The sequence below is a fragment of the Methylobacterium sp. 001424705 genome (assembly GCF_059816145.1).
The window spans coordinates 1-25740 of sequence record NZ_JCBANU010000032.1; the positions used below are offsets into that span (position 1 = coordinate 1).

Genomic DNA, 25740 nt, shown 5'->3' on the forward strand with positions numbered 1-25740 from the left:
AACGTCCCCTCGCTCGTGGACACGTCCGCCCCCTCCACAACCGCCCCCGTCGTCGGGCCGGCCGCAGGCAGAAGCGACGAGCAGCCCGACACCGTCAGGGCAGTGCCCAGAACGGTGCAGAGGGCCAAAGGCAGTGCGCGCATGCGGGATCGCCTGTCGGTTTCTCTCATGGGCTGCCTAGACCATCGCCGGGTCCCTGTCCGTGGCGGCCGGGACACAGTCTCGCGGTGAGCACCCGTCGGCCGCCAGCCGTCCCCACTACCCACGTCTTTCCCAAAAAATCGTGTCCGAGACGATACTTGAAAGAAGCAACGCGATGTGCGTTCTCGTCGGGGAGGCAGCAGTGAATTTGCCTGACCTGGGTTTCGGCAGAACCGGATTCGATGACAGCGTCGTTTGACTACACACCTCCTGGGCTAGCCCAGGGTGTTCCGGGATCGGTCCGACGACGGCACGTCTTTTACATTCCGGGTTACGATCCTGAGGGCAGCAGCCGCTACCGTATGCTGTTCGTCCGAGAGCTGGCCCGCTACGCCAAGCGGTTCGGAGAGCCGAAACGCACGGTAACCGCTGCGCATCTCAGCGCCGACGGGCTGGTTCAGAGCTGGCGCGTGGCCGGCCAGCCTGCCACGCAGGGGGCCGAGACCACCTACGACGTGCTCCTCTGGGACGACATCGTCCGCGCGGACTTCCGGCGCCGGCGTCCGGTCAGCGTCGCCCTCCTGGTCCTCGGCACGCTCCAGACCATCGTCTCCGGCCTGATGCTGCGATTCTACCGGCTGAACTGGAAGTACGGCAACGTCATCCTCTACCCGCTGGTGATGGTCCTGCTCCTCGCCCTGTGCACCCTGGCCATCGCCGCCTTCGTGCATGCCCATCTGGGAACGGCCTTCGGGCACAGCCTCGGGTGGCCGCTCTGGGTGACGCTGCCGGCAGGCCTCCTCATCGGCCTCGCCTGGATCAAGGCGATGGAAGCCGTCCTCAACCGGATCTTCTTCTGGCAGCTCCTGAACGACTGGGTCTTCAACTGGCAGCACGGCCAGGGCCGGCGGCCGGATTACGAGCGCCGGCTCGAGGCCTTCACCGCGCATGTCCTCGCCCGCTGCACCGCCCTGGCGGTCGGCGACCCGCCCGACGAGATCCTGATCCTCGGTCATTCCTCGGGAGCCCTGAGCGCCGTGGAGGTGACCGCCCGGGTGCTCGCCCACGATCCGCATCTCGGCACCGGAACGACCACGCTCGCCCTCGTCACCCTGGGGTCCGGCCTGCCCCTGGTGGCGATGCAGGGCGGGGCCAAGGGGCTGCGCGGCGAGATCGCGAGTCTCGTGACCTCGCAGCGCCTCGTCTGGGCCGACTTCCAGGCGCCCCAGGACTGGATGAACTTCCCCGGCTTCAACCCGGTGGTGCATCTGAAGCTCGACCTTCAGGGCCGGGCGGTCGCCAACCCCCTGGTGCGCTCGGCCCGGTTCCGCGAGATCATCAGCACGGAGACCTACCGGAAGGTGCGCTGGCGTCCGTTCCGGATGCACTTCCAGTTCCTCCTGGCCAACGACCGGCGCGGGTACTACGACTTCTTCGCGATGACCCTGGGCCCGCAGCGACTGCGCGAGCGGGCGCTCGCGCCCATCCTGCCCGACCCCGTATCGCCCGATCCCGCCTCGGCGCGGTCCGCGTCGCCCGGCGCCTGTCCGGGGACGCCGCTGGCCTCCTGAGGCCGGGGAAACCCGCCTTCGTCCGGCATGTTTCCGCACAGCCTCCGGGCGCCGCGGCCTGCTAAGAGGCCGGGGCCGGCCCGTCCGGGGCGGCTGCCAGGACGGGGCGCACGATGTCATCAGATCAGATTCCGGCGTCGGGCGGCAGGCCCAGGGTCCTCGTGGTGATGGGCGTCTCGGGCTCGGGCAAGAGCACGGTGGCGTCCCGGCTCGCCGAGCGCCTCGGCTGGACCTTCGTCGACGGCGACAGCTTCCATAGCCCCGGGCACGTGGCCAAGATGCGGGCCGGGCACCCCCTCGACGACGACGACCGCGCGCCCTGGCTCGCGGCGATCGGCGCCTGGATCGACACGCAGCTGCAGCAGCGGACTCCCGGCGTGGTGGTCTGCTCGGCCCTGCGCCGGGCCTATCGCGACGTGCTGGTGCGCGGCCGGGAGGAGGTGCGGATCGTCTATCTGGCGGGCGACCGCCCCCTGATCGAGGGGCGCCTCGCGCGCCGGCAGGGGCACTTCATGCCGGCAGGCCTCCTCGACACCCAGTTCGCGATCCTGGAGCCGCCGGCCCCCGAGGAGAACGCCGTGGCGGTGGGCATCGATGCAGCCCCCGAGACCATCGTCGCAACGATCGTGGCCCGGTTGGGATTGGGGAAGGGCGCCCCGCAACCGTGAGCCCCCCGAGTTCCATGCCCCCGTCCTCCGAACCGCTGCCCGCCGCGATCGCCCTGGTGATCTCGGACGTGGACGGCACCCTCGTGACCACCGACAAGCGGCTGACGCCCGCGACCCGCGCGGCCGTGCGGCGGCTGGAGGCGGCGGGCATCGCCTTCACCATCGCGTCGAGCCGGCCGCCCGTGGGTCTGAGGTCGCTGGTGGCCGAGCTCGGCCTCACCCTGCCGATGGGGGCCTATAACGGCAGCACCCTGGTCGCCCCCGATCTCACCCTCCTGTCGGAGACGCTGATCCCGGCCGAGACCGCCCGCGAGGCCGTGCGGCTCTTCGCCGAGGCCGGTCTCGCCACCTGGGTGTTCGCCCGCGGGCAGTGGAACCTCACCGATCCGCAGGGGCCCTACACCGACCTCGAGCGCCGGACCCTGCAGGCCGAGCCGAACGTGGTCGCGGACCTCGAACCGCTCCTGGACCAAGCCGCCAAGATCGTCGGCGTCAGCGCCGATGCGGCGCACCTGGAGGCCTGCGAGACGGAGACCGCCGCGGCGCTGACGGGGCGAGCCGACGTCCATCGCTCGCAGGCCTACTATCTCGACGTGACGCCGCCCGGCTCCGGCAAGGCCACCTTCGTGGATGCCATGAGCCGGCATCTCGGCCTCGACCACGCCCGGATCGCGACCCTGGGCGACGCGGCCAACGACGTACCGATGTTCGCCCGGAGCGGATTTTCCGTTGCGATGGGCAACGCCGCGCCAGCCGTCCAGGCTGCGGCGCGGGCCGTCACGGCCACGAACGATGCGGACGGGTTCGCGAAAGCCATCGACAAATTCATTTTGCGGCGCTGAGGCGGTCCGCGCGCCGTCGCCCTTCCGATGCTGCGAGGCCCTTGGCAACATTGGCGAATCGCTTTGGATACAATCCGGACACGGCGGCGGCGACTGTGCCATGTGCGACACAGCACATGGGGAAACGGTCACGCTCGGCCCGCCGGAGCCGCTTTCCGGCCTCAATTCGCCCGGACCTTGACCGTCCAAGAACAAGGACGATCCGGGTCTCCGATGAACCAGCGCTTCCTGCTCCTCGCCATCGCCGCGGTCGCCCTCCCGTGCGGGATGCTCCCGCCCGGCGCGGCCCTGGCCCAGGGTGCGGCGGCGCGGGACAACATCGATGCCCTGATCGAGCAGCAGGCCAAGGCCAACGGGGTGCCGTCGAGCTTCGTCCACCAGGTCGTCAAGCGCGAGAGCAACTACAACCCGAACGCGAAGGGCGGCAGCGCCCTCGGGCTCATGCAGATCAAGCATGCGACCGCCCGGGGCCTCGGCTACCAGGGGGATGCGGCGGGCCTGTTCGACCCGCGGGTGAACCTCCGCTACGGCATCGCCTACCTCGCCGGCGCCTACCGGGCCGCCAAGGGCGACATCGCCCAGGCCTACAACTTCTACAATCGGGGCTACTACTACGCCGCCAAGCGCCTCGGCATCGAGACCAGCGTCCCCGAAGATCTCGAGACGCCGAAATCCGGCGAGGCCTTCTCCAACGCCTTCGCCCGCGCCGACAGCCCCGCCGTCATCGCCGCCAACACCGCTCTCGCCTACGCCCCGAGCCCCGCCGCCAATGGCGTTCCCACCGAGACGGTCGCGGTGCCGCTGCCGCCCCGCAGGCCCGCATCCCTCGCCGGTCTCGGCACGGTCGCGGTCGCGGCCCTGGCGCCGGCCGACGCCGCCCCCCCGGCATCCGCGGCGGCCATCAGCCCCCATCCCGGCGTCGTCCCGGGCATGACCCAGGCCGGCGCCCAGGTCGAGGCCGTCTTCACGGAGTCGATCGAAGTTCCGCTGCCGCCCCGCCGTCCGTCGGCGCCGGCCCTGGCCGCGGTCGGCCGGCCGGGGGTGGCGAAGAAGGCCCCGGTGGCCGGCACCGTGCTCGAGGCTTCGGCCCTGCCGGCCGCAGCGCAGTAGGCCGTCCCGCCCTCGCTCCTCCCGCGCGGCGTTTGCGCGCAAGGGCAGTCCCAGACCGGCCTGACCGTCACGGCTCCGACGGAGACGGCACCGAACCGATTCTCCGGGTTTCCCCCGTTCTGGTGCCCCTGACCGCTTGCGTCGGACCGCGCCTCGCCTCACATGGTGCAATGCGAAGCAGCGTGCTTGGGCTCGGTTCGGCCCCCTCGCGGCAACGATCCAAGGGCACTGTTCCGCCATCGAAGTTCCGCGTTGTTGCATTTTGACAGATTCGAAACGCCGAAGCTGGGCATAATATTTCCATATCCGGGAGCATAGTCCCGGTATCGACCTCCTGTTGTGGCACCCTGCGTGCGGGCTTCGGCCCGACCGCGAACCGAGGAAACGGACGACGGCATGGCCGGCGCGGTAGAACAAGAATCGACCTTCCTGGCTGATCTCGGCCGGCGGGTTCGTCATGCCCGGACCGTGCGGGGCCTGTCGCGCAAGCTCCTCTCGCAGACCTCCGGTCTGTCGGAGCGCTACATCGCGCAGCTCGAGAGCGGGCAGGGCAACGTCTCGATCATCCTGCTGCGCCGGGTCGCCAACGCGATGGGCGTGCGCCTGGACGACCTGATCGCCGGGCAGGAGACCCTGCCGGACTGGCACGTGATCCGCGATCTCCTCGGCAACGCGTCGCCGGAGCAGATCGCCCTGGCCAAGGGCATCCTGTCGGGCCAGTCCTCGGCCAGCGGCGAGGCTCCGCAGCCGCGCGTCGCGGTGATCGGCCTGCGGGGCGCCGGCAAGTCGACCCTCGGCCGCCGGGTCGCCGATCGCCTGGGCTGGACCTTCGTCGAACTCAACGCCGAGATCGAGCGCGAGAACGCGCTCTCGGTGAAGGAGATCTTCGCGATCTACGGACAGGAGGGCTACCGCCGCCTGGAGCAGGCGGCCCTGCGCCGCCTCACCGAGCATCCCGGTCCCCTCGTGCTCGCCACCAGCGGCGGCATCGTCGCGGAGCCTCTGACCTACGACCTGCTCCTCCAGGCCTTCTTCACGATCTGGCTGCGGGCCCGGCCCGAGGAGCACATGCAGCGCGTGCGCGACCAGGGCGAACTCACCACCACCGGCGACCACCCCTCGGCCATGCAGGAACTGCGCGCCGTCCTGGCCAGCCGCGAGCCGCTCTATGCCCGCGCCTCGTCGGTCGTCGACACCTCCGACGTGCCGGTCGACGTGATGGTCGACCGCCTGGCCGAGGCCATCGAGGCGCGCTTCGGCACCCTCGACCACCGCCGCAGCGCCTGACGGCTCGGGCCCGACCGATCGGACCGGGACAGCGTGCGCTCTTGATCGGGCGTGCGATGCACACCAAGCTATGGGATGCGCGGTCCGGCACCGGTTTCCTCTGCCGGACCCCGTGACGACAGACACGACCATTCCGGAACGCCGCGCGGCGGGAGCAGAAACCCACTGACGCGGCATGACCCGCGCGTCGGGTGGCGGCGCGCTTCGGCCCGACGCGACGCGCCCGGCCCAGAGGAGGCCCCGATGTCCGCCAGCCCCTTCCCTATCGCCGCGAAAGGCGCCGAGCCGCTGGCGGTCTGCGATCCGATCTGGGCGCGCCTGCGGGCCGAGGCCGAGGCGATCGTGCGCGAGGAGCCGCAGCTCGCCTCGTTCATCGTGGCGACCGTCCTCAACCATACCTCGCTGGAGGGCGCCGTGGCGCACCGCGTGGCGGCCCGGCTCGGACATGCCTCGCTGCCGGCCGAGCTCATCGCCCACGGCTTCTTCGAGGCGATCACCGCCGAGCCGAGCCTCGGCCAGGATTTTCGCGCCGACATCGCCGCCGTGCTCGATCGTGACCCGGCCACCAGCCGGGCCATCGAGCCGGTGCTGTACTTCAAGGGCTTCCACGCCATCCAGGCCCATCGCCTCGCCCACTGGTACTGGACGGCCGGGCGGCGCGACCTTGCCCTCTACCTCCAGAGCCGGTCCTCCGAAGTGTTCCAGACGGACATCCATCCGCAGGCCCGGATCGGGCGCGGCATCTTCCTCGACCATGCCACCGGCCTCGTGGTCGGCTCCACGGCGGTGATCGAGGACGATGTCTCGATCCTCCACGCCGTCACCCTGGGGGGCACCGGCAAGCAGGGCAGCGACCGTCACCCCAAGATCCGCCACGGCGTGATGATCGGCGCGGGTGCCAAGATCCTGGGCAACATCGAGGTCGGGGCCTGCGCCCGCATCGCCGCAGGCTCGGTGGTGCTGCGCCCGGTACCGGCCAACACCACCGTGGTCGGCGTGCCCGCCCGCGTGGTCGGCACCGCCGGTTGCGCCGAGCCGTCGCGGGCCATGGACCAGCTCGTCGCCATGGACCAGTTCATCCACATGGCCGAGGGCATCTGACGGCGCGCCCGGCACGCCGGGATCGATCCGAAGCCCGGCTTGCCCATCCTCCGATGGCGTGGCAAGCGGAGGCCAGCCCGGCCCCGGCCGCCGGCAGGCCCTCGGGGCCGCCGCGCGCGACCGGCCATGAGCCGGAGACGACCCGAACGCGAGAGGCGATCAGCGTGAACAAGACCGACATTGTGAAGGTGCAGGACTACCTCCGCCGGACCTTCGCCAACACCAACATCCGCCTCGTTCCTCGTCCCAAGAAGGACGATTCGGCCGAGGTCTATATCGGCGAGGAATTCCTCGGCGTGGTCTCGGTGGACGACGAGGACGGCGACCGCTCGTTCAACTTCGCCATGGCGATCCTGGACATCGATCTCGAGGATTGAGGTCCCCTGCCTGCCGCGGGGCCCCGACAGGCCGCACCGGCCTGTGCGTGGATTTAACCCTGACGGCAGGAAACCCTTAACGTTTCGTAAACGACGCGGCACAGTGCGCGCCACATCGCCTCTCGATGGTGGAGCGTTCGCGTCATGACCCTCAGCCCCTCGGCCCTCGATTCCCTGCAGACCCTCTGCGTCGGTCTCGCCCTCTCGGGCCTCCTCGCCAGCGCCTTCGAGCTGTTCACGGAGCGTCGCGCAAGCTTCAGCCTGCTGGAGCGCGGCGGCGTCACGGCCGTGGCGGCCCTGCCGATGCTGGCCTTCGGCGCACCCTTCATCATCCTGCGCAACACCGTGCGTGGCCGCCGGCTGGAGCGCCGCCCGATTCCCTTCGTGATGATCGCCACGATGATCGCCTGCGGCTGGAGCCTGATGTCGGGCCGCGTCGCCCTCGACCTCGCGCACCTGATTGCGGGAGTCTGAGCGCCCGCCGCCGGCCCCGCGGTTTCCGGACGGGTCCCGGCCAACATCTGGAACCACCGACGCAGAAAGGGCGCTCCTCCGGAGGCGGCCTTTCGCGTGCCGACGGGAGCCGCCCTCAGCGGTTGGCGGTGGCTACCGGGGACGCCCCGCCGTTCAGGGTGACCCAGGCCAGACCATCCTGCCCCTCGCGTTTGATGAAGGTGTAGCCGGTGCGCGGGCCGGACAGGACCGCATTGGTCTTGTTGTCGAGGATCAGGTCGCCGCGATCGGTGCGGACCATCAGGACCGCGTGGCCCTCGCCGATCTCGTCGATGACCACGGTCATGCGCAGGGCCCGGCGCGGCAGGCCGCGCTCCACCAGCATCCGGCGCTTGAGGAGCTGGTAGTCCTCGCAGTCGCCGAAGCCGTCGTCGGGATAATCCCAGCGGTCGACGACCCCCCAATGGGCGAGGTCGGTGATCGGCTTGATCCGGGCGTTCACCCGCCGGTTGACGCGGTTCAGCAGGTCGCGGATGCGCGGCGTGAGGGCGATGACGGCCGGCTGCGTCGTGTCGACGGTGCATTCGGCGGGCATCCGGGCGCAGAAGGCGGTCCAGGCGGCGACGGGGCGAGCGGGGGCGCCTTCCTCCAGGGCCGAGGCATCGGGCAGGGCCGCGACGGTCTGGGCCTCGGTGCTGGCACCGCCGATGAGCAGGATGGTCCCGACGAGGCCGAACTGCACCGTGCGGGCGAGGCGTCGCCGAAGTCTCCCGCGCGGCCCGTGCGGCAGTCCCTCGACGCTTCGCAGTATCGCGTGCCGCATGCCGGTCGCCCTGCCATCCCGCTGGTGGAGCGACAAGGTTTACACGGGAACGATCCAGGCTCAATCGGAAAGTTAAACCCGCATTAACGCGCACCGGGGCGCGTTGGTTCCCTACAGGTTCGTGCGACGAGAGGATGCTTCCGGATCGCGCCACGCCGTTGGGACGGAGGGTGCCCGCGAGCCCGTTCGGCCTCCGCCGCGATGCTCAGCGGTTGGCGGTGGTGACGGGCGAGGTCACCCCGCCTAGCGAGACCCATGCCACCGTATCCGCCGACTCGCGTTTGATGAAGACGTAGCCCGTCCGGTACCAGGTCAGGACCTCGCTGGTCTTGTTGTCGAGGATGAAGTCGCCGCGGTCGGTGACCAGGGTCAACACGGCGTGCCCCTCGCCCTTCTCGTCGATGACGACCGTCATCCGCATCGCCCGGCGCGGCAGGCCGCCCTCGGCCAGGAGCTTGCGCTTGAGCAGCTGGTAATCCTCGCAATCGCCCGAACCGTCCTCGGCGAGGTCCCAGCGATCCGGCACGCCCCAGTGCTCCTGGTCCGTCACGGCGTGCAGGGACTTGTTCACGCGACGGTTGACCGAGACCACGGTGTTCCAGATGGCCGGGGTGAGCGTGATGCGGTTGGGCTCGTTCGCGTCGATCGCGCATTCGGCGGCATAGCGCTGGCAGAAGGCGGCCCGTCCGCTGCCAGGGTCTGGGCCGTCGACGCACCGGTCGTCGCGGCCAGCACCGCGAGCAGGATCAGCGCAATCGTCTTCGTCCGGTCCATGGCGGCGTCCTCACGTCCTATGCCGCCAGGGTGCCGCCGCGGCGCCTGTTCCGCGCTGAAGCCGATCCGCGCAATTTTATCGATTCGCGGGCGCGATTGCGGCTCTCGTGCGACAGACCGAATGCGCCGTCTCGGCGATGGCGCGAAACGGCGCGATTCCACCAACGGGTCGGTAACCGTGCTCGGAGAGGGGGCTTACCGGAAGCGGAGCGGGCGGCCCCGCCGTGACACCCGGGAGCGCCCTTGCTATGCCGCGGCCTGGGCGAGGGGGCGGAGCGTTCCCCGCGGGACGGACGTCCCCGCCGAGCCCCGGACACGGAATTTTACGGCACCATGAACATCTTCGCCACCTTCGAGGCCCGCGTGCGCGGCGCCGTGCAGGCCCTCATCCAATCCGGGCAGCTGCCCGAGGGGCTCGACCTCGCCCGCGTGGTGGTGGAGCCGCCGCGCGATGCGAGCCACGGCGACCTGGCCACCAACGCCGCGCTGGTGCTGGCCAAGGAGGCGAAGACCAACCCCAAGGCCCTGGGCGAGACCCTGGCCGCGGCCCTGCGCGCCGACCCGGACTTGACGGAGGCCAGTGTCGCCGGCCCCGGCTTCATCAACCTCCGGCTGGCCCCGGGCACCTTCCACGCCGTCGTCCGGGCCGCCCTCACGGAGGCCGAGGCCTACGGGCGCGGCACCATGCCGGGGGGGCCGGTCAACATCGAGTACGTCTCGGCCAATCCCACCGGCCCGATGCATGTGGGCCACGGGCGCGGGGCGGTGTTCGGCGATGCCCTGGCCAACCTCCTGGTGGCGGCCGGGCGTGACGTGACGCGCGAATACTACATCAACGATGCCGGCGCGCAGGTCGACGTGCTCGCCCGCTCGGCCTTCCTGCGCTACCGCGAGGCCCTGGGCGAGGCCGTCGGCCCGGTGCCGGAGGGGCTCTATCCGGGGGACTACCTCGTACCGGTGGGCGCCCGGCTGGCCGAGATCCATGGCCGTGCCCTCCTCGACCAGCCGGAGGCGGACTGGCTGCCGACGGTGCGGGCCTTCGCCATCGCGGCGATGATGGACCTGATCCGGGAGGACCTCGCCCGCCTCGGCATCCATCACGACGTGTTCTTCTCCGAAGCCACCCTCAAGGAGGAGGTGCCCGTCCTGCTGGCGGAGCTTCGCCAGAAGGGCCTCGTCTACGAGGGTCGCCTGCCGCCGCCCAAGGGGCAGCTGCCCGAGGACTGGGAGGATCGCGAGCAGACCCTGTTCCGCACCGTGGAGTTCGGTGACGACGTCGACCGGCCGCTGCTGAAGTCGGACGGCTCTTTCACCTACTTCGCCTCCGACATCGCCTATCACCGGACCAAGATCGCCCGGGGCGCCACCGATCTCATCGACGTGCTCGGTGCCGACCATGGCGGCTACGTCAAGCGCATGCAGGCCGCCGTGAAGGCGGTCAGCGACGGCCGCGCCACCCTCGACGTGAAGCTGTGCCAGCTCGTGCGGCTGCTGCGCGCGGGCGAGCCCGTGAAGATGTCGAAGCGCGCCGGCGAGTTCGTCACCCTGCGCGAGGTCGTCGACGAGGTCGGGCGCGATCCGGTGCGCTTCATGATGCTCTACCGGAAGAACGACGCCACCCTCGACTTCGACCTCGCCAAGGTGGTGGAGCAGTCGAAGGAGAACCCGGTCTTCTACGTGCAGTACGCCCATGCGCGCTGCGTCTCGGTGTTCCGCCAGGCCGCGCAGGCGATGCCGGGTGAGGATTTTTCGCGGGCCGGGCTGCTGGGCGAGGCCGACCTCGCCTGTCTCACCGATCCGGGCGAAGGGGAGATCATGCGGTTGATCGCGCAGTACCCGCGCGTCCTCGAGGCGGCGGCCGGCGCCCATGAACCGCATCGCGTGGCCTTCTACCTCTACGAACTGGCCTCGTCGCTGCACGGTTTATGGAACAAAGGCAAAGACTTGCCGCAATTACGGTTTATTAATCCTGACGACCGAAACTCCACTCGGGCTCGATTGGCCCTCGTTGAGGCGTTGCGGGGCGTTGTCGCCTCCGGCCTCGCGGTGTTGGGCGTCACCGCGCCGGACGAAATGCGGTGAGGTGATCTCGGCGTGAAGAGGGATGCTGCCATGACGACGAACGCTTCGCGGGCGACGGTCGATTTCGACGCCTTTGCGCGAGATCTGCAGCAGCCTCCGGCGCCGGCCCAGGCGCCCGTCCAGGGTGTCGCGCCCGTCCAGGCTCAGGCCCCGGCTGCGGCCAAGGCCGACCCCCTGGCCGAACTCGCCCGCATCGTCGGGCAGGACGATCCCTTCCGCGCCCTGCTCCAGGCCCGCGATTCCCGCGCCGATGCCGCCGCGCGCGGCCGCATCGAGCCGAGCTTCGGCGACGGCCCGGTCCAGGGCCGCCCCGCCCAGGTCGAGGCTCACACGCCCGTTCACGCCCCGGCCCCCGTGCACCAGGCCGCTCAGCAGCCGGTCTCGCCGACCGACGCCTTCGACCAGTATCTCGCCTCCGTCGATCACGGCGCCTATGCCGATTTGCAGGGTGCCTATCCGGATCCCAACGCGGCCGAATTCGCCCCCAACGACGCAGACGACCGGGTCCGCTCCCTGGAGCGTCCGCGCAAGCGCAGCCGCCTCGTGTCGGTAGGTGCCGGCCTCAGCGTTCTCGCCCTCTGCGTCACCGGCGCCCTGGCCTGGCGCGGCCTGCACGGCCAGTCCGGCGGCAGCGGCGGCGTCCCCACCATCCTGGCCGACACCGCGCCCCTGAAGATCGCGCCGCAGAAGTCCGATGGGGTCGAGATTCCGGACCAGAACAAGCAGATCTACGAGCGCACCGCCAAGGACGGCCAGATCCGAATCGTCAACCGCGAGGAGCAGCCCCTCGACGTGGCCCAGGCCGCCCGGGCGGCCCTCGGAACCGGCGAAGGGGGAGCGACCCCCGGCAGCGCCGCTCCGGCAGCGGCGCCCCAGCCGGCCCAGCAGGGCGGCCTCGGCGAGTCCCTCGGCGAACCCCGTCGGGTCCGCACGGTCTCGGTGAAGCCCGATACGCCTCCGCCGCCGCCGCAGCGCGAGGCCTCCGCCGAAGCGACGACACCGTCGGTGATCCCGACCATGACTCTGCCAGGCGCCACCGGCGACGGCGCCGCCAGCCCGTCCCTGCGCCAGCGCGCGACCCGGCTGCCGCCGCCGGTGGCGACGACCCCGGTGGCCGAAGCGCCCGCCGCGACTCCGCCGGAGCCGGCCCCGGCCCCGCGCGTCAAAGCGCCCCAGCGCGTGGCCGCCGTGGCCCCGGAGGCGACCTCCGCCATCTCCGCCCCGCCGCCCGTCGCGGCGGCATCCGCCGCAGCCTCCGCGGGCGGGGGCGGCTACGCCGTCCAGCTCGGCGTCCGCACCAGCGAGAGCGAGGCCCAGGCCGCCTTCCGCCAGATGCAGGGCAAATACAGCCAGCTCTCCGGCCAGCCGGCCCTGATCCGTCAGGCCGAGGTGAACGGCAAGACGATCTACCGCGTCCGGGTCGGGCCCCTCGGCAAGACCGAGGCGACCAGCCTGTGCACCCAGCTCCAGGGTGCCGGCGGCCAGTGCTTCGTGGCCAAGAACTGAGGTCCGCTCCCGGACGCTGGACGAACCGGGCGCCGGCGCGCGCCCAGTCGGTCGACCGGGCGCGGCGCCTTCAAGGCGCCGCTCGTCCTGTGGCCACCGTACCACGCTCGCCCCCTCCCGTGAGCCCCCCCATTCCGTTCGACGTTGTCCGGCCGCATCCTGCCCCGATTGGCGTGGTGTCGATTCGTCGCCGAACCCCTCCGAGCGTCGCCCCCCCCCCGCCGGCCCAATCCACCGCGCCGATCCACCGAGGATGCGTCCCCGATCATGACCTCCCGTGCCCTGATCCTTGGTTGCGCCGGCAAGACCCTCTCGGCGGAGGAGGCCGCCTTCTTCCGGGACGTGGCGCCCTGGGGTTTCATCCTGTTCAAGCGCAACATCGGCACGCCTGACGAGGTCCGGGCGCTGACCGACGCCCTGCGGGACACGGTCGGCCGCGCCGACGCCCCGATCCTCATCGACCAGGAAGGCGGCCGGGTGCAGCGCATGGGACCGCCGCACTGGCCGGCCTATCCGGCGGGGCGTCGCTTCGCCGGGCTCAACGGATCGGCCGCGACGATCGCGCATCTGGGCGCCCGGCTGATGGCCCATGACCTCGCCAGCGTCGGCATCAACGTCGACTGCGCCCCGGTCCTCGATGTGCCGGTGGCCGGCGCCCACGACGTGATCGGCGACCGCGCCTACGACACCACCCCCGACCGCGTGGCCGAGATCGGCCGGGCCGTGGCCGAGGGCCTGATGCAGGGCGGCGTGCTGCCGGTGATGAAGCACATCCCCGGCCACGGCCGCGCCGGCTGCGACAGCCACAAGGGCCTGCCGGTGGTGGAGGCGGACCTCGCCAGCCTCAGCGCCCAGGATTTCGTGCCCTTCCGAGCCCTCGCCGACCTGCCGATGGCCATGAGCGCCCATGTGGTGCTCACGGCCCTCGATCCCGCCCATCCGGCGACGCAATCGGCCATCGTGATTCGCGACATCATCCGCGGCGCCATCGGCTTCGACGGCCTGCTGATGACCGACGACCTCTCGATGCACGCCCTCCAGGGCACGTTCCGGACCCGGACCGAGGCCTGCTTCGCCGCCGGAATCGATGTCGGCCTGCACTGCAACGGCGATCCGGACGAGATGCAGGGCGTCGCCGAGGGTGCCCCCGCCCTGGCCGGCGCGGCCCTGCGCCGGGCCGAGGCCGCCCTGGCCCGCCTGCCCGCCGGCCCCGACGCCTTCGACGTGCACGAGGCCCGGGCTCGCTTCGCGGCAGCCCTGTCGATGGCCGCCTGAGGTCCGGGTCGCCTGGACGCCCGGCCACCTGACGTCCCGCGCGCCGGTGGCCGGACGAGGCGACAACGGCGCGCGGCTGGTCTATGACCCGGCGGTGGGCCGGAAACTTGCATGCCCGCGATGCGGCGATCGGAACGGAGCGCGCGTCACCCGCACTTCTTGTGCTCGGGGTGCCCGATCCTTAGGTTCGCCATCAATCGACACACGAGACGGCGCCGCGCAGTGTTCGGGCTGTGGCGCGGGAGGTTGCCATGGGCAGCATGAGTATCTGGCACTGGATCATCGTCGCCGGCATCGTGATGCTGCTGTTCGGCCGCGGGAAGATCTCGGACCTGATGGGCGACGTTGCCAAGGGCATCAAGGCCTTCAAGAAGGGCATGGCCGAGGACGAGACGCCGACCACCACGGCCGTGCCGCCGCCGAGCGCGGGAGAGCCGGTGCGGACGCTGCCCCACCAGGGGGAGCCCGCCACCGCCAACACGGTGTCGGCCGACCGCAAGGTCGTCTGATCCGCCACGCGAGAATGGGGCGCTGCGGCCGATCGCGGGTCTGGCGCACGGCGCCGCGACCTGCCATGGGCAGCACGCCGTGGATGGGCGGCGCAGGGTCGCGGGACAGTCGACACCATGTTTGACATGAGTTGGGGCGAGGTGATGCTGATCGGCGGCGTCGCCCTCATCGTCATCGGCCCGAAGGATCTGCCGAAGGCCCTGCGCACGGTCGGCCAGATCACCGGCAAGATGCGCCGCATGGCCGGCGAGTTCCAGTCGCAGTTCAACGAGGCGATCCGCGAGGCGGAGTTCGACGAGATCCGCCGCGAGGTGGATGGGGTCAAGCGCTCGGCGAGCACGATGGGGCCGACCTTCAACCCGGTGCAGACCATCCGCGACGAGCTGAAGGGCGCTGTTGACGGCCGAACCGAGACCAAGACGACCCCTTCGCCGACCCAGGGCCTTGCCAACGTCGCCGACCAGCTGGCCGAGCGCGAGGCGACGATGCCGGCGCCGCCTGCGCCGATGCCACCCGAGACCTTGCCGTCCGAGCCCGTCCGACACGTGCCCGGCCCCGTAGAAGCGCTGCCCGACCTGCCGCCGAGCTCCGCCTCGGAAACGCCCGCTCCGGCCACGTCCCACGCCTGGACCGCCGAACCCCCGGCCGCCTTCCCCGACCCGACTCCCAGCGCGTCGCCTCGCTTCGAGACGCCGGCCAAACCCCAGCTTGATTCCGGCCGATGATCAACGAGACCGACGAAGCCGAGATCGAAGCCTCGCGGGCCCCGCTCCTCGACCATCTCATCGAATTGCGGTCGCGGCTGATTAAGTCGCTGGCCGCCTTCGTGGTGATGTTCTTCGGGTGCTTCTTCTTCTCGCGGCACATCTACAACATCCTTGTCTACCCCTACGTCTCCGTGGTGGGTGTCGAGAACGCGAAGCTGATCGCGACGCACTTCCTTGAGCAGGTGTTCACCAACATCAAGCTCAGCGTGTTCGGGGCCGGCTTCCTGGCCTTCCCGGTCATCGCCACACAGATTTACGCCTTCGTGGCCCCGGGCCTCTATCGCAACGAGCGTCAAGCCTTCCTGCCGTACCTCGTCGCCACGCCGATCTTCTTCATCCTCGGCGCCCTGGTGGTGTTCTTCCTGGCGATGCCGCTGCTGATCCAGTTCTCGGTCTCGCTGCAGCAGATCGGGCAGCCCGGCGAGGCGACGATCGCGCTCCTGCCGAAGGTGGACGAGTACCTCTCACTCATCATGACGCTGATCTTCGCCTTCGGCATCGCCTTCCAGCTGCCGGTGATCCTGACCCTGCTCGGTCAGATCGGCGTGATCGACACGGCGTTCCTGCGCGAGAAGCGCCGATATGCCATCGTCCTGGTCTTCGTGGCCGCCGCCGTGCTGACGCCGCCGGACGTGATCTCGCAGCTCTCCCTCGCCATTCCGATGCTGCTGCTCTACGAGGCCTCGATCTTCTCGGTGGCCCGCGTCGAGCGCCGCCGGGCCGCCAAGCGCAAGGCCGAGGGGCTCGACCCGTAAGGCTCTCGGTCCTACGGGGCCTCGGCCGGCAGGGGCGAGGCGACGGGGGCGGCAGGATCACGCCAGCGGTTCAGCTCGGCATCGATCGCCCCTTGCGTCCCGCGCATGAACTCGGCGCCGCTCAGGCCCGGGGGCAGGGGCGGAAGGTAGCTCACCGTCACGGCGCCGGGGCTGTGGCGGGCGCCCCCGTGGGGCCAGTACAGGCCGGAATTCACCGCCACCGGCAGCACCGGCAGGCCGAGCTTGGCATAGAGCAGCTCAACCCCGCGCTTGAACTGGACCGGCTCGGCGATGCCGCCGCGGGTGCCTTCCGGAAACATCAGCACCGAGCGTCCCTGCGCGATCGCCGCGCGGCTCTCGTCGATCATCACCCGCAGGGCCTGGGTGCCGTTGGCCCGGTCGATGATGATCATCGGCGAGCGGCGCAGGAACCAGCCGACGATGGGGATCGCCACCAGCTCGCGCTTGGCCACGATGGCGACGTTGGGCACCAGCACGAGGAAGGCCAGGGTCTCCCAGGCCGACTGGTGATTGGCCACGATGAGACAGGGCTCGGCCGGGATGCGGTCGCGGCCCTCCTCGACATAGGTGAGCCCGACGATGCGGGCGAGGCCGAACAGGATGCCCCGCGACCACAGGCGGGTGAAGGCGCGGATGGGCCGCGCCGGCGCGCCCAGCAGGGCGAGCACCGCCAGCGGCACGATGAACAGGGCGGTCCAGCCGGCCCAGTAGGCGTTGAAGAGCGCGGAACGGATGCGCGACACGTGACGATCCCTCGATCTCGCCCCGGGCGCGATCCCTCGCGGATCAGGAGCCCCAGGCGCGGCATTTCCCCGGCGACGGCGGCGGCGATCCGGTCTATGCCGGCCCGCCGCGCCGACGCGCGCACGATCCTTTAAACATTTTCCAGTCTCACGCGAGCCGAACGCCGTGCGCCTCACCGTCACCACCTGGAACATCAACTCGGTGCGCTTGCGCATCGATTCGGTCCTGCGCTTCCTCGCCGAGGCCCAGCCGGACGTGCTCTGCCTGCAGGAGACGAAGTGCCCGGACGACGCGTTTCCGCTGAAGGCCCTGCGGGGCTCCGGCTACGAGCACGTCGAGTTCGCCGGCCAGAAGGGCTACAACGGCGTCGCGATCCTGTCGCGCTTTCCCCTCCTCACGCGCGACGTGATGGCGTTCTGCGAGCGCCAGGACGCGCGTCACATCTCGGCGGTCCTCGGCCCCGAAGCCGGGACGGCGGCCGGGATCGTCCTGCATGATTTCTACGTGCCGGCCGGCGGCGACGTGCCCGACCGCGGCCTCAACCCGAAATTCGCGCACAAGCTCGACTTCCTCGACGAACTGCGCGCCTGGGGCGGCCGTCGGGTCACGGGCCCCGCGATCCTGGTCGGCGACCTCAACGTGGCGCCCCTGGAGCACGACGTCTGGTCGCACAAGCAGCTCCTCGACGTGGTGAGCCACACCCCCATCGAGACCGAGCGGCTCGAGACCCTGCGGGGCGAGGCCGGTTGGGTCGATGCTGCCCGCCTGCTCGTGCCGGAGCCGACGAAGATCTACACGTGGTGGAGCTACCGCTCCCCCGACTGGTCGGCGGCCGACAAGGGCCGGCGCCTCGACCATGCCTGGGTCTCTCCCGACCTCGCCGGCACGGTGCGCGACATGACGGTTGCCCGCCATGTCCGGGGCTGGGACCGCCCCTCCGACCATGCGCCGGTGACGCTGACCCTGGAACTCTGAGGGCTGTCACCGGCCGGTCATGCGCGAGGCGTAGGGGCGGCGTCCATCATCCCCGATGGACAGCCCGAGAGCCCGCATGAATCCCGCAGCACGGGCGGTCCGCCGCGAAACCAGCCTCGGCCTGACCCAGGCCGTGCATCGCAGCCGCGCCCTGTCCCGCGCCGGCATGTCCGAACGGCTGTTCACCCTGGCCTTCAGCGGGCTGGTCTATCCCCAGATCTGGGAGGATCCGGCGGTCGATCTGGAGGCCCTGGCGCTGGGGCCGGAGGACCACGTCGTCGCCATCGCGTCGGGCAGCTGCAACGTCCTGTCCTACCTCACCGCCGATCCGGCGCGGATCAGCGCGGTCGATCTCAACGGCGCGCACATCGCCCTGGGGCGCCTCAAGCTCGCGGCCCTGACGCGGCTGCCGGATTCGGCAGCCTACCTGCGCTTCTTCGGGCGGGCCGACAGGGCCGACAACATCGCCGCCTACGATGCATGGATCGCGCCCCACCTCGACGCCACCGCGCGCGCCTACTGGGAGGCCCATCGCCTCGACGGGCGTCGGCGCATCGCCGCCTTCTCGGAGAACGTCTTCGGCCACGGCCTGCTCGGGCGCTTCATCGGGACCGGGCATCGGCTGGCCCGGCTCTACGGCTGCGACCTCTCCGCCGTCCTCAAGGCCCGCGACCGCGCCGAACAGCGCAGCCTGTTCGCGGCGCACGTGGCCCCCCTGTTCGAGAAGCGCCTCGTGCGCTGGCTGATCCGGCGCCCGGCCTCCCTCTACGGCCTCGGGATTCCCCCGGCCCAGTATCGCGCCCTCGCCCAGGACCACCCGGGCGGCATGGTCGACGTCCTGCGCCACCGCCTGGAGCGCCTCGCCTGCGACTTCGACCTCGCCGACAACTACTTCGCCTGGCAGGCCTTCGGCCGGGGCTACGCTCCGGGTCCCGACGCCGCCCTGCCGCCCTACCTGCAGCCGCGCCATTTCGAGACCCTGCGGGCCCGGGCCGGACGCGTGAGCTACCGCCAGCAGTCGATGACGGCGTTCCTGGCCGCCAGCCCCGACCGGAGTGCGGATGCCTACGTGCTCCTCGATGCGCAGGACTGGATGAGCGACGCCGACCTGACCGCCCTGTGGACCGAGATCACCCGCACCGCCCGGCCGGGCGCACGGGTCATCTTCCGCACGGCCGCCGACGAGCGCTGCCTGCCGGGCCGGGTGCCGGGCGGGATCCTGGACGCCTGGGACTATGCCGAGGCCGAGAGCCGCGCGGGACAGGCCCGCGACCGCTCGGCCATCTACGGCGGCTTCCATCTCTACCGTCGGCGGGCGGCGTGAGCGACGCCGCGCGGGCGATGGACCGGATGTACCGGCGCCAGCGCCATTTGTACGACGCCAGCCGCAAGTTCTATCTCCTCGGGCGTGACCGGGCGATCGCGGACCTCGCCGTGCCGGCGGGCGGTTCGGTGCTGGAGATCGGCTGCGGCACCGGACGCAACCTCGTGCGCATCGCCCGAAGCTACCCGGAGGCCGCCTGCCACGGCCTCGACGTCTCGGCGGCAATGCTCGCCACGGCCGCCCGCAGCATCGCACGTGCCGGGCTCCAGCCCCGCATTCGCCTCGCGCGCGGGGACGCCACGGCCTTCGACCCGGAGGCCCTCTTCGGGCGGGCCCGCTTCGACCGGATCGTGATCTCCTACGCCCTGTCGATGATCCCGCCGTGGGAGCGGGTGCTGGCCCAGGCCGCCGGACACCTCGCGCCGGGCGGCCAGCTCCACGTGGTGGATTTCGGCGATCAGGCGGGCCTGCCGCGGCCCGCCCGCAGCCTCCTCAACCGATGGCTCGCGGCTTTCGCGGTGACGCCGCGCGCAGACCTGCCGCGGGCGGTCGCGGCCGTGGCCTCCGCCCTGGACGCCGAGGCGCGGGTGCAGCAGCGCTTCCGCGGCTACTGCGTGCACGCGGTGATCACGCGCTGAGGCGGTGCAGGCCCCTCCCAGCGACCGCCGATCGCAGAGATTGATTCAGCCGTATCCGGAACGCCCGGGCCCGACCCCGCATTGGGTTTCCGACGCGGCGGCTTCCAGGCCGCCCACCCCAACCGGAGGTTTTCCCATGCGCAAGCTCCTCGTCGCCTTCCTGCTCCCGAAGCTCGTCTCCTATCTGCGCCGGCGCTATTCCGGCCGTCCGAGCCCGCGCCACTACTCCTGAGGTTCAGCGCGCCGCGCCCGCCCCGAGGCCCGGCGCGCGCAGCCGGCGCAGCCGCGCCGCCCGTCGACCGTAGCCGAGGTAGATCGCCAGCCCCACGACGAGCCACAGGGCGAGCCGCAACCAGGTGTCTCCGGGTAGGCCGAGCATCAGTGCGAGGCAAGACAGGATGCCGAGGATCGGCACCACCGGCATGCCCGGCACCCGGAAGGGGCGGGGGCGCCCCGGATCCGTCCGGCGCAGCACCAGGACGGCGGTGCAGATCACCAGAAAGGCGAAAAGGGTGCCGATGCTCACCAGTTCGCCCAGGAGATCCATCGGAACCAGCCCCGCCACCAGGGCCGTCACCGCGCCGATGGTGACTTGGCTGGCGGCCGGCGTGCGAAAGCGCGGATGCACCCGTGCGAAGGCCGGCGGCAACAGACCATCGCGCGCCATGGCGTAGAAGATCCGGGCCTGCCCGTAGAGGGCGGCGAGCGCCGCCGTGGTCAGGCCGAGGATCGCCCCGATCTTGATCGCCACCGCGAAGGCCCCGAAGCCGATCGCCTCCACCGCCTTGGCGATGGGGTCGGGCACGTCGAGGGCCCGGTAGGGGACGAGGCCGGTGAGCACCGCCGCCACCGCCACGTAGAGCACCGTGCTGATCGCCAGCGACCCCAGGAGCCCGATCGGCGCGTCGCGCTGGGGGCGGCGCGTCTCGCCCGCCGCCGTCGAGATCGTCTCGAAGCCGATGAAGGCGAAGAACACCACGCCGGCCCCGCGCAGCACGCCGCTCCAGCCGAACGTGCCGAAGGGGCCGGTGTTCTCCGGCACCAGGGGAGACCACAGGCCCACATCCACATGGGCGGCACCGACGCCGACGAAGGACAGGATGATCGCGACCTTGATCGCCACCATCACGGCGTTCACCCGGGTCGATTCACGGTTGCCACGCACGAGGAGCAGGGTCAGCAGGCCGATCACGGCCGCCGCCGGCAGGTCGAACCATGCGGCGCCCCCGCCGGGCAGGGGGGTGAAGGGAGCCGCCGACAGAAACGCAGGCAGGTGCAGGCCGGCATCGGCGAGGAGGGAGCGAGCGTAGCCCGACCAGCCCACCGCCACGGTCGCAGCGCTCATCGCGTATTCGAGAACGAGATCCCAACCGATGATCCAGGCGCAGGCCTCGCCGAGGGTTGCGTAGGCATAGGTGTAGGTGCTGCCCGGGGCCGGCACCATCGCGGCGAGCTCGGCATAGCAGAGCGCGACGAATCCGCAGGCGATGCCGCCGAGCACGAAGGACAGGGTCAGGCCGGGGCCGGCATAGTTCGCCGCCGCCGTGCCGGTGAGGACGAAGATGCCCGCCCCGATGGTAGCACCCACGCCGAGGGCGACGAGGTCGAACGCCGAGAGCGAGCGCGGCAGGCGCGAGGATTCCTTGCCCTCGGCGTCGGCCGCCAGGATGTCGGCGACGGATTTGCGCGCGGTGAGGCTGTTGCCCGTCATCGGCAGGACCTTCGCATGACGGTGGATCGCGGGCCAGTCGGGGCAAGTCGCGGGCCAGGCAGGGGGTGCCGAGCACTCGCCCCGGATTTCACGCCACGATCTAGTTCCCGCACCAGGCGGCAACCTGCCCGTGTTGTCAGAGCCGGACCCCTCTGGTAAATCATGGGCCGCATCAAGAGTCGGGGCGATCCCTGACGCCAACCTGCTCCCCCGGGCAAGGTGGCACCCTCCGGCAATCGGCGGGGATGTGGCCGGACCGGCAACCAAACGGGCTTCGCCATATCTCTGTTCGGCCGGCCGCTGCACTCCCGATGCGGACCTTGGCCAGACGAGAGCGACCCATGCCCCCCGAGCCCCAGCAATTCGCGAGCGACAACTACGCCGGCATCTGCCCCGAGGCCTGGGCCGCCATGGACGCGGCCAATCGCGGCTCGGTACCGGCCTACGGCGAAGACCCGTGGACGAAGCGGGCGGCCGACACCTTCAGGACCCTGTTCGAGACGGACGCCGCCGACGTCTTCTTCGCCTTCAACGGCACCGCCGCCAACGCCCTGGCCCTGGCCTCTCTCTGCCAATCCTACCACAGCGTCATCTGCTCGGCCTCGGCCCATGTCGAAACGGACGAGTGCGGCGCGCCCGAATTCTTCTCCAACGGCTCGAAGCTGCTCGTGGTGGCGAGCCCCGACGGCAAGCTCGACCCGGCCCTGATCCGGGGCGTCGCCACGGGGCGCTCGGACATCCATTTCCCCAAGCCCCGCGTGGTCACGATCACCCAGCCCACCGAGACGGGGCAGCTCTACAGCCTCGCCGAGATCCGGGCGATCGCCGCCACCTGCCGGGATCTCGGCCTGCGCCTCCACATGGACGGAGCGCGCTTCGCCAATGCCTGTGCCAGCCTCGGCTGCAGCCCCGCCGACATGACCTGGAAGGCCGGCGTCGACCTCCTTTGCTTCGGCGGCACCAAGAACGGCATGGCGGCGGGCGAGGCGATCCTGTTCTTCGACGCCGCCCTGGCGGAGGATTTCGGCTACCGCTGCAAGCAGGCGGGGCAGCTCGCCTCGAAGATGCGCTTCCTCTCCGCCCCCTGGGTCGGGGTGCTGGAGGACGGGGCCTGGCTGCGTCACGCGACCCACGCCAATGCCTGCGCGCAGAGCCTCGCCGCCGCCGTGGCCGATGTGGCGGCCTTCGACCTGATGTTCCCGGTGGAGGCCAACGCCGTGTTCCTGCGCGCCGCGCCCGAGCACCTCGAGGCCCTGCGCGCCCGGGGCTGGCGCTTCTACACCTTCATCGGCGGCGGCGCCCGTTTCATGTTCGCCTGGGATTCGGACCCGGCCCGGATCGAGGCCCTGGCGGCGGACATCCGCGCCGTGGGCGCCTCGGTCTCCGTAGCGGCCTGAGACGTCGATTTCTCCCTGCGACGGACGGAGGGCTGGCGTCAGGGCCGGTTTCGTGTATGGTCCGCGCCGCCCCGACCCGTATGAACGGGGCCGGGGCACAAGCTGCTTGTGGGCCTGACCGTGCTGGACGACATCCCGGCACCGGCCTTCCGCGAGCGTGGCGCGGCCCTCCTGACGAGGCCGCCCGTTTCCGAAAACCCGGACCGAAAGGCACTGCGATGTCGATCACGGCAGAGCGCAAGACCGCGCTCATCAAGGAATACGCGACCGGCGGCAAGGACACCGGTTCTCCGGAGGTCCAGGTGGCGATCCTCACCGAGCGGATCACCAACCTCACCGGCCACTTCAAGACCCATGGCAAGGACAACCATTCCCGCCGCGGCCTCCTGAAGATGGTCTCGCAGCGCCGCTCGCTGCTCGACTACGTCAAGCGCAAGGACGAGGCCCGCTACCGCAGCCTCATCGAGCGTCTCGGCATCCGCCGCTAAACACGGCGTTCACGCGGTTCCGGGCCCGGCCCGGGACCGCGTTTTGACAGTTCGGGCTGCCGGAATGGGTCCGGCCACCCGGAGACCCGGGCGACTTGAAGGCGGATGCGTCGGGGACAGGATCGCGGGGGGCGCGGCGCGCGGCGCCCCCCGCCATCTTGCCCCTGACGGCGCCGGGTTCGCCCGACCGCAGGAAGGCTAGACATATGTTCGATATCCAACGCGAAGAGCTGATGTGGGGCGACCGCAAGCTCGTCCTCGAGACGGGCAAGGTCGCCCGCCAGGCCGACGGTTCCGTCATGGCGACCTACGGCGAGACCTCGGTGCTCGCCACCGTCGTGTCCGGTAAGGAGCCCAAGGCCGGCATCGATTTCCTGCCCCTCACGGTGAACTACCAGGAGCGCGCCTACGCCGCCGGCCGAATCCCCGGCGGGTACTTCAAGCGCGAAGGCCGTCCGTCCGAGAAGGAGACCCTAGTCTCCCGCCTGATCGACCGCCCGATCCGCCCCCTCTTCGTCGAGGGCTGGCGCAACGACACCCAGGTGGTCGTCACCGTCCTGACCCACGACCTCGAGAACGACCCCGACATCCTCGCGATGGTCGCGGCCTCCGCCGCCCTGACCCTGTCGGGCGTGCCCTTCATGGGCCCGATCGGCGCCGCCCGCGTCGGCTACGTCAACGGCCAGTACACCCTGAACCCGCACGTGGCCGACCTCGAGGCTTCGACCCTCGACCTCGTCGTCGCCGGCACCCAGGACGCCGTCCTGATGGTCGAGTCCGAGGCCAAGGAACTCGGCGAGGAGGTCATGCTCGGCGCCGTGATGTTCGGCCACAAGCACTTCCAGCCGGTCATCGAGGCAATCATCCGCCTCGCCGAGAAGGCCGCCAAGGAGCCCCGCAACTTCCAGGCGCCGGAGAACGGCGACGTGGAGCAGGCCGTCCTCGACGTGTGCGAGGCCGACCTGCGCGCCGCCTACAAGAACACCGTCAAGCAGGAGCGCTACGCCGCCGTCGACGCCGTGAAGGCGAAGGTGGTGGCCGCGCTCTGCCCCGCCGAGGGCGAGGCCCGTTTCCCGGCGGAGAAGGTCAAGGCCGCGTTCAAGGAAGCGCAGTCGAAGGTCGTGCGCTGGAACATCCTCGACACGGGGTCCCGCATCGACGGACGCGACGTGCGCACCGTGCGCCCGATCGAGTCCCAGGTCGGCGTGCTGCCCCGCGCCCACGGTTCCTCGCTGTTCACCCGCGGCGAGACCCAGGCCCTCGTGGTCGCCACCCTCGGCACCGGCGAGGACGAGCAGTTCATCGACGCGCTGGAAGGCACCTACAAGGAGACCTTCCTGCTGCACTACAACTTCCCCCCCTACTCGGTGGGCGAGACCGGCCGCATGGGCTCCCCGGGCCGTCGCGAGATCGGCCACGGCAAGCTCGCCTGGCGCGCCGTGCACCCCGTGCTGCCGCCGGCCCACGAGTTCCCGTATACGATCCGCGTCGTGTCCGAGATCACCGAGTCCAACGGCTCCTCCTCGATGGCCTCCGTCTGCGGCGCCTCGCTGTCGCTGATGGATGCGGGCGTGCCCCTGCGCCGTCCGGTGGCGGGCATCGCCATGGGCCTCATCCTCGAGGGTGAGCGCTACGCCGTGCTGTCCGACATCCTCGGCGACGAGGATCACCTCGGCGACATGGACTTCAAGGTGGCGGGCACGGAAGCCGGCATCACCTCGCTGCAGATGGACATCAAGATCGCGGGCATCACCGAGGAGATCATGAAGGTCGCCCTGCATCAGGCGCAGGAAGGCCGCGTCCACATCCTCGGCGAGATGGCGAAGGCCCTGACCGATGCCCGTCCCGAGCTCGGCGAGTACGCGCCGCGCATCGAGACCATGCAGATCCCCACCGACAAGATCCGGGAAGTGATCGGCACCGGCGGCAAGGTGATCCGCGAGATCGTCGAGAAGACCGGCGCCAAGATCAACATCGACGACACCGGCACGGTGAAGATCGCCTCCAGCGACGGCAAGGCCATCAAGGCCGCCTACAACTGGATCCGGTCCATCGTGGCTGAGGCCGAGCCGGGCATGATCTATGACGGCACCGTCGTGAAGACGATGGAGTTCGGCGCTTTCGTGAACTTCTTCGGCGCCAAGGACGGCCTCGTCCACATCTCGGAGCTCGCCGCCCAGCGGGTCGCCAAGGTGACGGACGTCGTCAAGGAGGGCCAGAAGGTCAAGGTGAAGTTCCTCGGCCAGGACGACCGCGGCAAGATCCGCCTGTCCATGAAGGTCGTCGACCAGGAGACCGGCGAGGACCTCACCGAGAAGCTCAAGGCCGAGCGCAACGCCGAGCAGGACCGCGCCCGCGGACCTCGCCAGGAGGCGTAGGCTATCCGATCCGGCCGGGTGC

23 protein-coding genes, 1 pseudogene and 1 riboswitch are annotated in these 25740 nt (G+C 70.7%); of the genes and pseudogenes, 20 read left to right on the forward strand and 4 right to left on the reverse strand.

Annotated features, from left to right (window positions below; genetic code table 11):
- The first annotated feature begins 383 nt into the window (after positions 1-383).
- The 8 genes from AC6EUL_RS20045 (at position 384) to AC6EUL_RS20080 (ending at position 7571) form a co-directional block, all read left to right on the forward strand.
- Positions 384-1712 (forward strand): alpha/beta hydrolase, encoded by a 1329-nt coding sequence (locus AC6EUL_RS20045; protein WP_499872250.1) that lies wholly within the window; start codon positions 384-386, stop codon positions 1710-1712.
- A 113-nt stretch (positions 1713-1825) separates the two neighbouring features.
- Positions 1826-2380, forward strand: a complete 555-nt coding sequence (locus tag AC6EUL_RS20050; protein WP_499872252.1) for a gluconokinase — start codon at positions 1826-1828, stop codon at positions 2378-2380.
- A 14-nt stretch (positions 2381-2394) separates the two neighbouring features.
- Positions 2395-3222, forward strand: coding sequence for a Cof-type HAD-IIB family hydrolase (locus AC6EUL_RS20055; protein ID WP_499872254.1), 828 nt, complete (start codon positions 2395-2397; stop codon positions 3220-3222).
- Positions 3223-3435: 213 nt separating this feature from the next.
- Positions 3436-4332: a transglycosylase SLT domain-containing protein gene (locus tag AC6EUL_RS20060; RefSeq protein ID WP_499872256.1), complete on the forward strand. Its 897-nt coding sequence runs from the start codon at positions 3436-3438 to the stop codon at positions 4330-4332.
- 351 nt (positions 4333-4683) lie between these two features.
- A complete protein-coding gene (locus tag AC6EUL_RS20065) occupies positions 4684-5619 on the forward strand; it encodes a helix-turn-helix transcriptional regulator (protein WP_277996197.1) in 936 nt (311 codons plus the stop codon).
- A gap of 243 nt (positions 5620-5862) precedes the next feature.
- On the forward strand, positions 5863-6720 hold the full coding sequence (gene cysE, locus AC6EUL_RS20070; protein WP_055950704.1) for a serine O-acetyltransferase: 858 nt from the start codon (positions 5863-5865) through the stop codon (positions 6718-6720).
- Between the two features lie 164 nt (positions 6721-6884).
- Entirely contained in the window at positions 6885-7097 is a 213-nt protein-coding gene (locus AC6EUL_RS20075; protein ID WP_055950709.1) for a DUF3126 family protein, read from the forward strand.
- A gap of 144 nt (positions 7098-7241) precedes the next feature.
- On the forward strand, positions 7242-7571 hold the full coding sequence (locus tag AC6EUL_RS20080) for a DUF6949 family protein (protein WP_055950713.1): 330 nt from the start codon (positions 7242-7244) through the stop codon (positions 7569-7571).
- 115 nt (positions 7572-7686) lie between these two features.
- On the opposite strand, the gene AC6EUL_RS20085 is transcribed toward AC6EUL_RS20080, so the two are convergent.
- Positions 7687-8373 carry a transglutaminase-like cysteine peptidase gene (locus AC6EUL_RS20085; RefSeq protein ID WP_056379636.1) on the reverse strand — a complete coding sequence of 229 codons (687 nt, stop codon included), beginning with the start codon at positions 8371-8373 and terminating at the stop codon, positions 7687-7689.
- A 205-nt stretch (positions 8374-8578) separates the two neighbouring features.
- Positions 8579-9052, reverse strand: a pseudogene (locus AC6EUL_RS20090) (transglutaminase-like cysteine peptidase); the annotation flags it as partial.
- Between the two features lie 428 nt (positions 9053-9480).
- Between AC6EUL_RS20090 and argS the strand changes: the two are divergent.
- From argS to tatC, 6 genes are all read left to right on the forward strand, one after another.
- Positions 9481-11229 carry an arginine--tRNA ligase gene (gene argS / locus AC6EUL_RS20095; RefSeq protein WP_499872259.1) on the forward strand — a complete coding sequence of 583 codons (1749 nt, stop codon included), beginning with the start codon at positions 9481-9483 and terminating at the stop codon, positions 11227-11229.
- Between the two features lie 30 nt (positions 11230-11259).
- Entirely contained in the window at positions 11260-12735 is a 1476-nt protein-coding gene (locus AC6EUL_RS20100) for an SPOR domain-containing protein (RefSeq protein WP_499872261.1), read from the forward strand.
- 267 nt (positions 12736-13002) lie between these two features.
- Entirely contained in the window at positions 13003-14010 is a 1008-nt protein-coding gene (gene nagZ, locus AC6EUL_RS20105) for a beta-N-acetylhexosaminidase (RefSeq protein WP_056277835.1), read from the forward strand.
- 251 nt (positions 14011-14261) lie between these two features.
- Positions 14262-14519 (forward strand): twin-arginine translocase TatA/TatE family subunit, encoded by a 258-nt coding sequence (locus tag AC6EUL_RS20110; protein ID WP_055950728.1) that lies wholly within the window; start codon positions 14262-14264, stop codon positions 14517-14519.
- A 117-nt stretch (positions 14520-14636) separates the two neighbouring features.
- Positions 14637-15245 (forward strand): Sec-independent protein translocase protein TatB, encoded by a 609-nt coding sequence (tatB, locus tag AC6EUL_RS20115; protein ID WP_499872263.1) that lies wholly within the window; start codon positions 14637-14639, stop codon positions 15243-15245.
- Positions 15242-16042 carry a twin-arginine translocase subunit TatC gene (gene tatC / locus AC6EUL_RS20120; RefSeq protein WP_056216387.1) on the forward strand — a complete coding sequence of 267 codons (801 nt, stop codon included), beginning with the start codon at positions 15242-15244 and terminating at the stop codon, positions 16040-16042. The genes tatB and tatC overlap by 4 nt, the downstream gene beginning before the upstream one ends.
- Before the next feature lie 11 nt (positions 16043-16053).
- On the opposite strand, the gene AC6EUL_RS20125 is transcribed toward tatC, so the two are convergent.
- Positions 16054-16806: a lysophospholipid acyltransferase family protein gene (locus tag AC6EUL_RS20125; protein WP_056379644.1), complete on the reverse strand. Its 753-nt coding sequence runs from the start codon at positions 16804-16806 to the stop codon at positions 16054-16056.
- Positions 16807-16972: 166 nt separating this feature from the next.
- Here AC6EUL_RS20125 and AC6EUL_RS20130 point away from each other — a divergent pair, with 166 nt between their 5' ends.
- The 3 genes from AC6EUL_RS20130 to AC6EUL_RS20140 all read left to right on the forward strand — a co-directional run bounded on the left by AC6EUL_RS20130 (position 16973) and on the right by AC6EUL_RS20140 (position 19744).
- Positions 16973-17782 (forward strand): exodeoxyribonuclease III, encoded by an 810-nt coding sequence (locus tag AC6EUL_RS20130; RefSeq protein WP_499872267.1) that lies wholly within the window; start codon positions 16973-16975, stop codon positions 17780-17782.
- Between the two features lie 76 nt (positions 17783-17858).
- A complete protein-coding gene (locus tag AC6EUL_RS20135) occupies positions 17859-19106 on the forward strand; it encodes a BtaA family protein (protein WP_499872269.1) in 1248 nt (415 codons plus the stop codon).
- A 26-nt stretch (positions 19107-19132) separates the two neighbouring features.
- The gene (locus AC6EUL_RS20140) at positions 19133-19744 is read left to right on the forward strand and encodes a class I SAM-dependent methyltransferase (RefSeq protein WP_056216395.1); all 612 of its coding nucleotides are present in this window, start codon (positions 19133-19135) and stop codon (positions 19742-19744) included.
- 235 nt (positions 19745-19979) lie between these two features.
- Here AC6EUL_RS20140 and AC6EUL_RS20145 read toward each other — a convergent pair whose 3' ends face one another.
- Positions 19980-21455: an amino acid permease gene (locus tag AC6EUL_RS20145; protein ID WP_499872270.1), complete on the reverse strand. Its 1476-nt coding sequence runs from the start codon at positions 21453-21455 to the stop codon at positions 19980-19982.
- A gap of 164 nt (positions 21456-21619) precedes the next feature.
- Positions 21620-21732: riboswitch (SAM-I-IV-variant riboswitch) on the forward strand.
- Positions 21733-21796: 64 nt separating this feature from the next.
- On the opposite strand from AC6EUL_RS20145, the gene AC6EUL_RS20150 reads away from it, so the two are divergent.
- The 3 genes from AC6EUL_RS20150 (at position 21797) to pnp (ending at position 25718) form a co-directional block, all read left to right on the forward strand.
- Complete coding sequence (locus AC6EUL_RS20150; RefSeq protein WP_056216398.1) at positions 21797-22852, forward strand: threonine aldolase family protein; 1056 nt, start codon at positions 21797-21799, stop codon at positions 22850-22852.
- 218 nt (positions 22853-23070) lie between these two features.
- On the forward strand, positions 23071-23340 hold the full coding sequence (gene rpsO / locus AC6EUL_RS20155; protein WP_055950756.1) for a 30S ribosomal protein S15: 270 nt from the start codon (positions 23071-23073) through the stop codon (positions 23338-23340).
- A gap of 206 nt (positions 23341-23546) precedes the next feature.
- Complete coding sequence (gene pnp, locus AC6EUL_RS20160; RefSeq protein ID WP_056349910.1) at positions 23547-25718, forward strand: polyribonucleotide nucleotidyltransferase; 2172 nt, start codon at positions 23547-23549, stop codon at positions 25716-25718.
- The last annotated feature ends 22 nt before the right edge of the window (positions 25719-25740 follow it).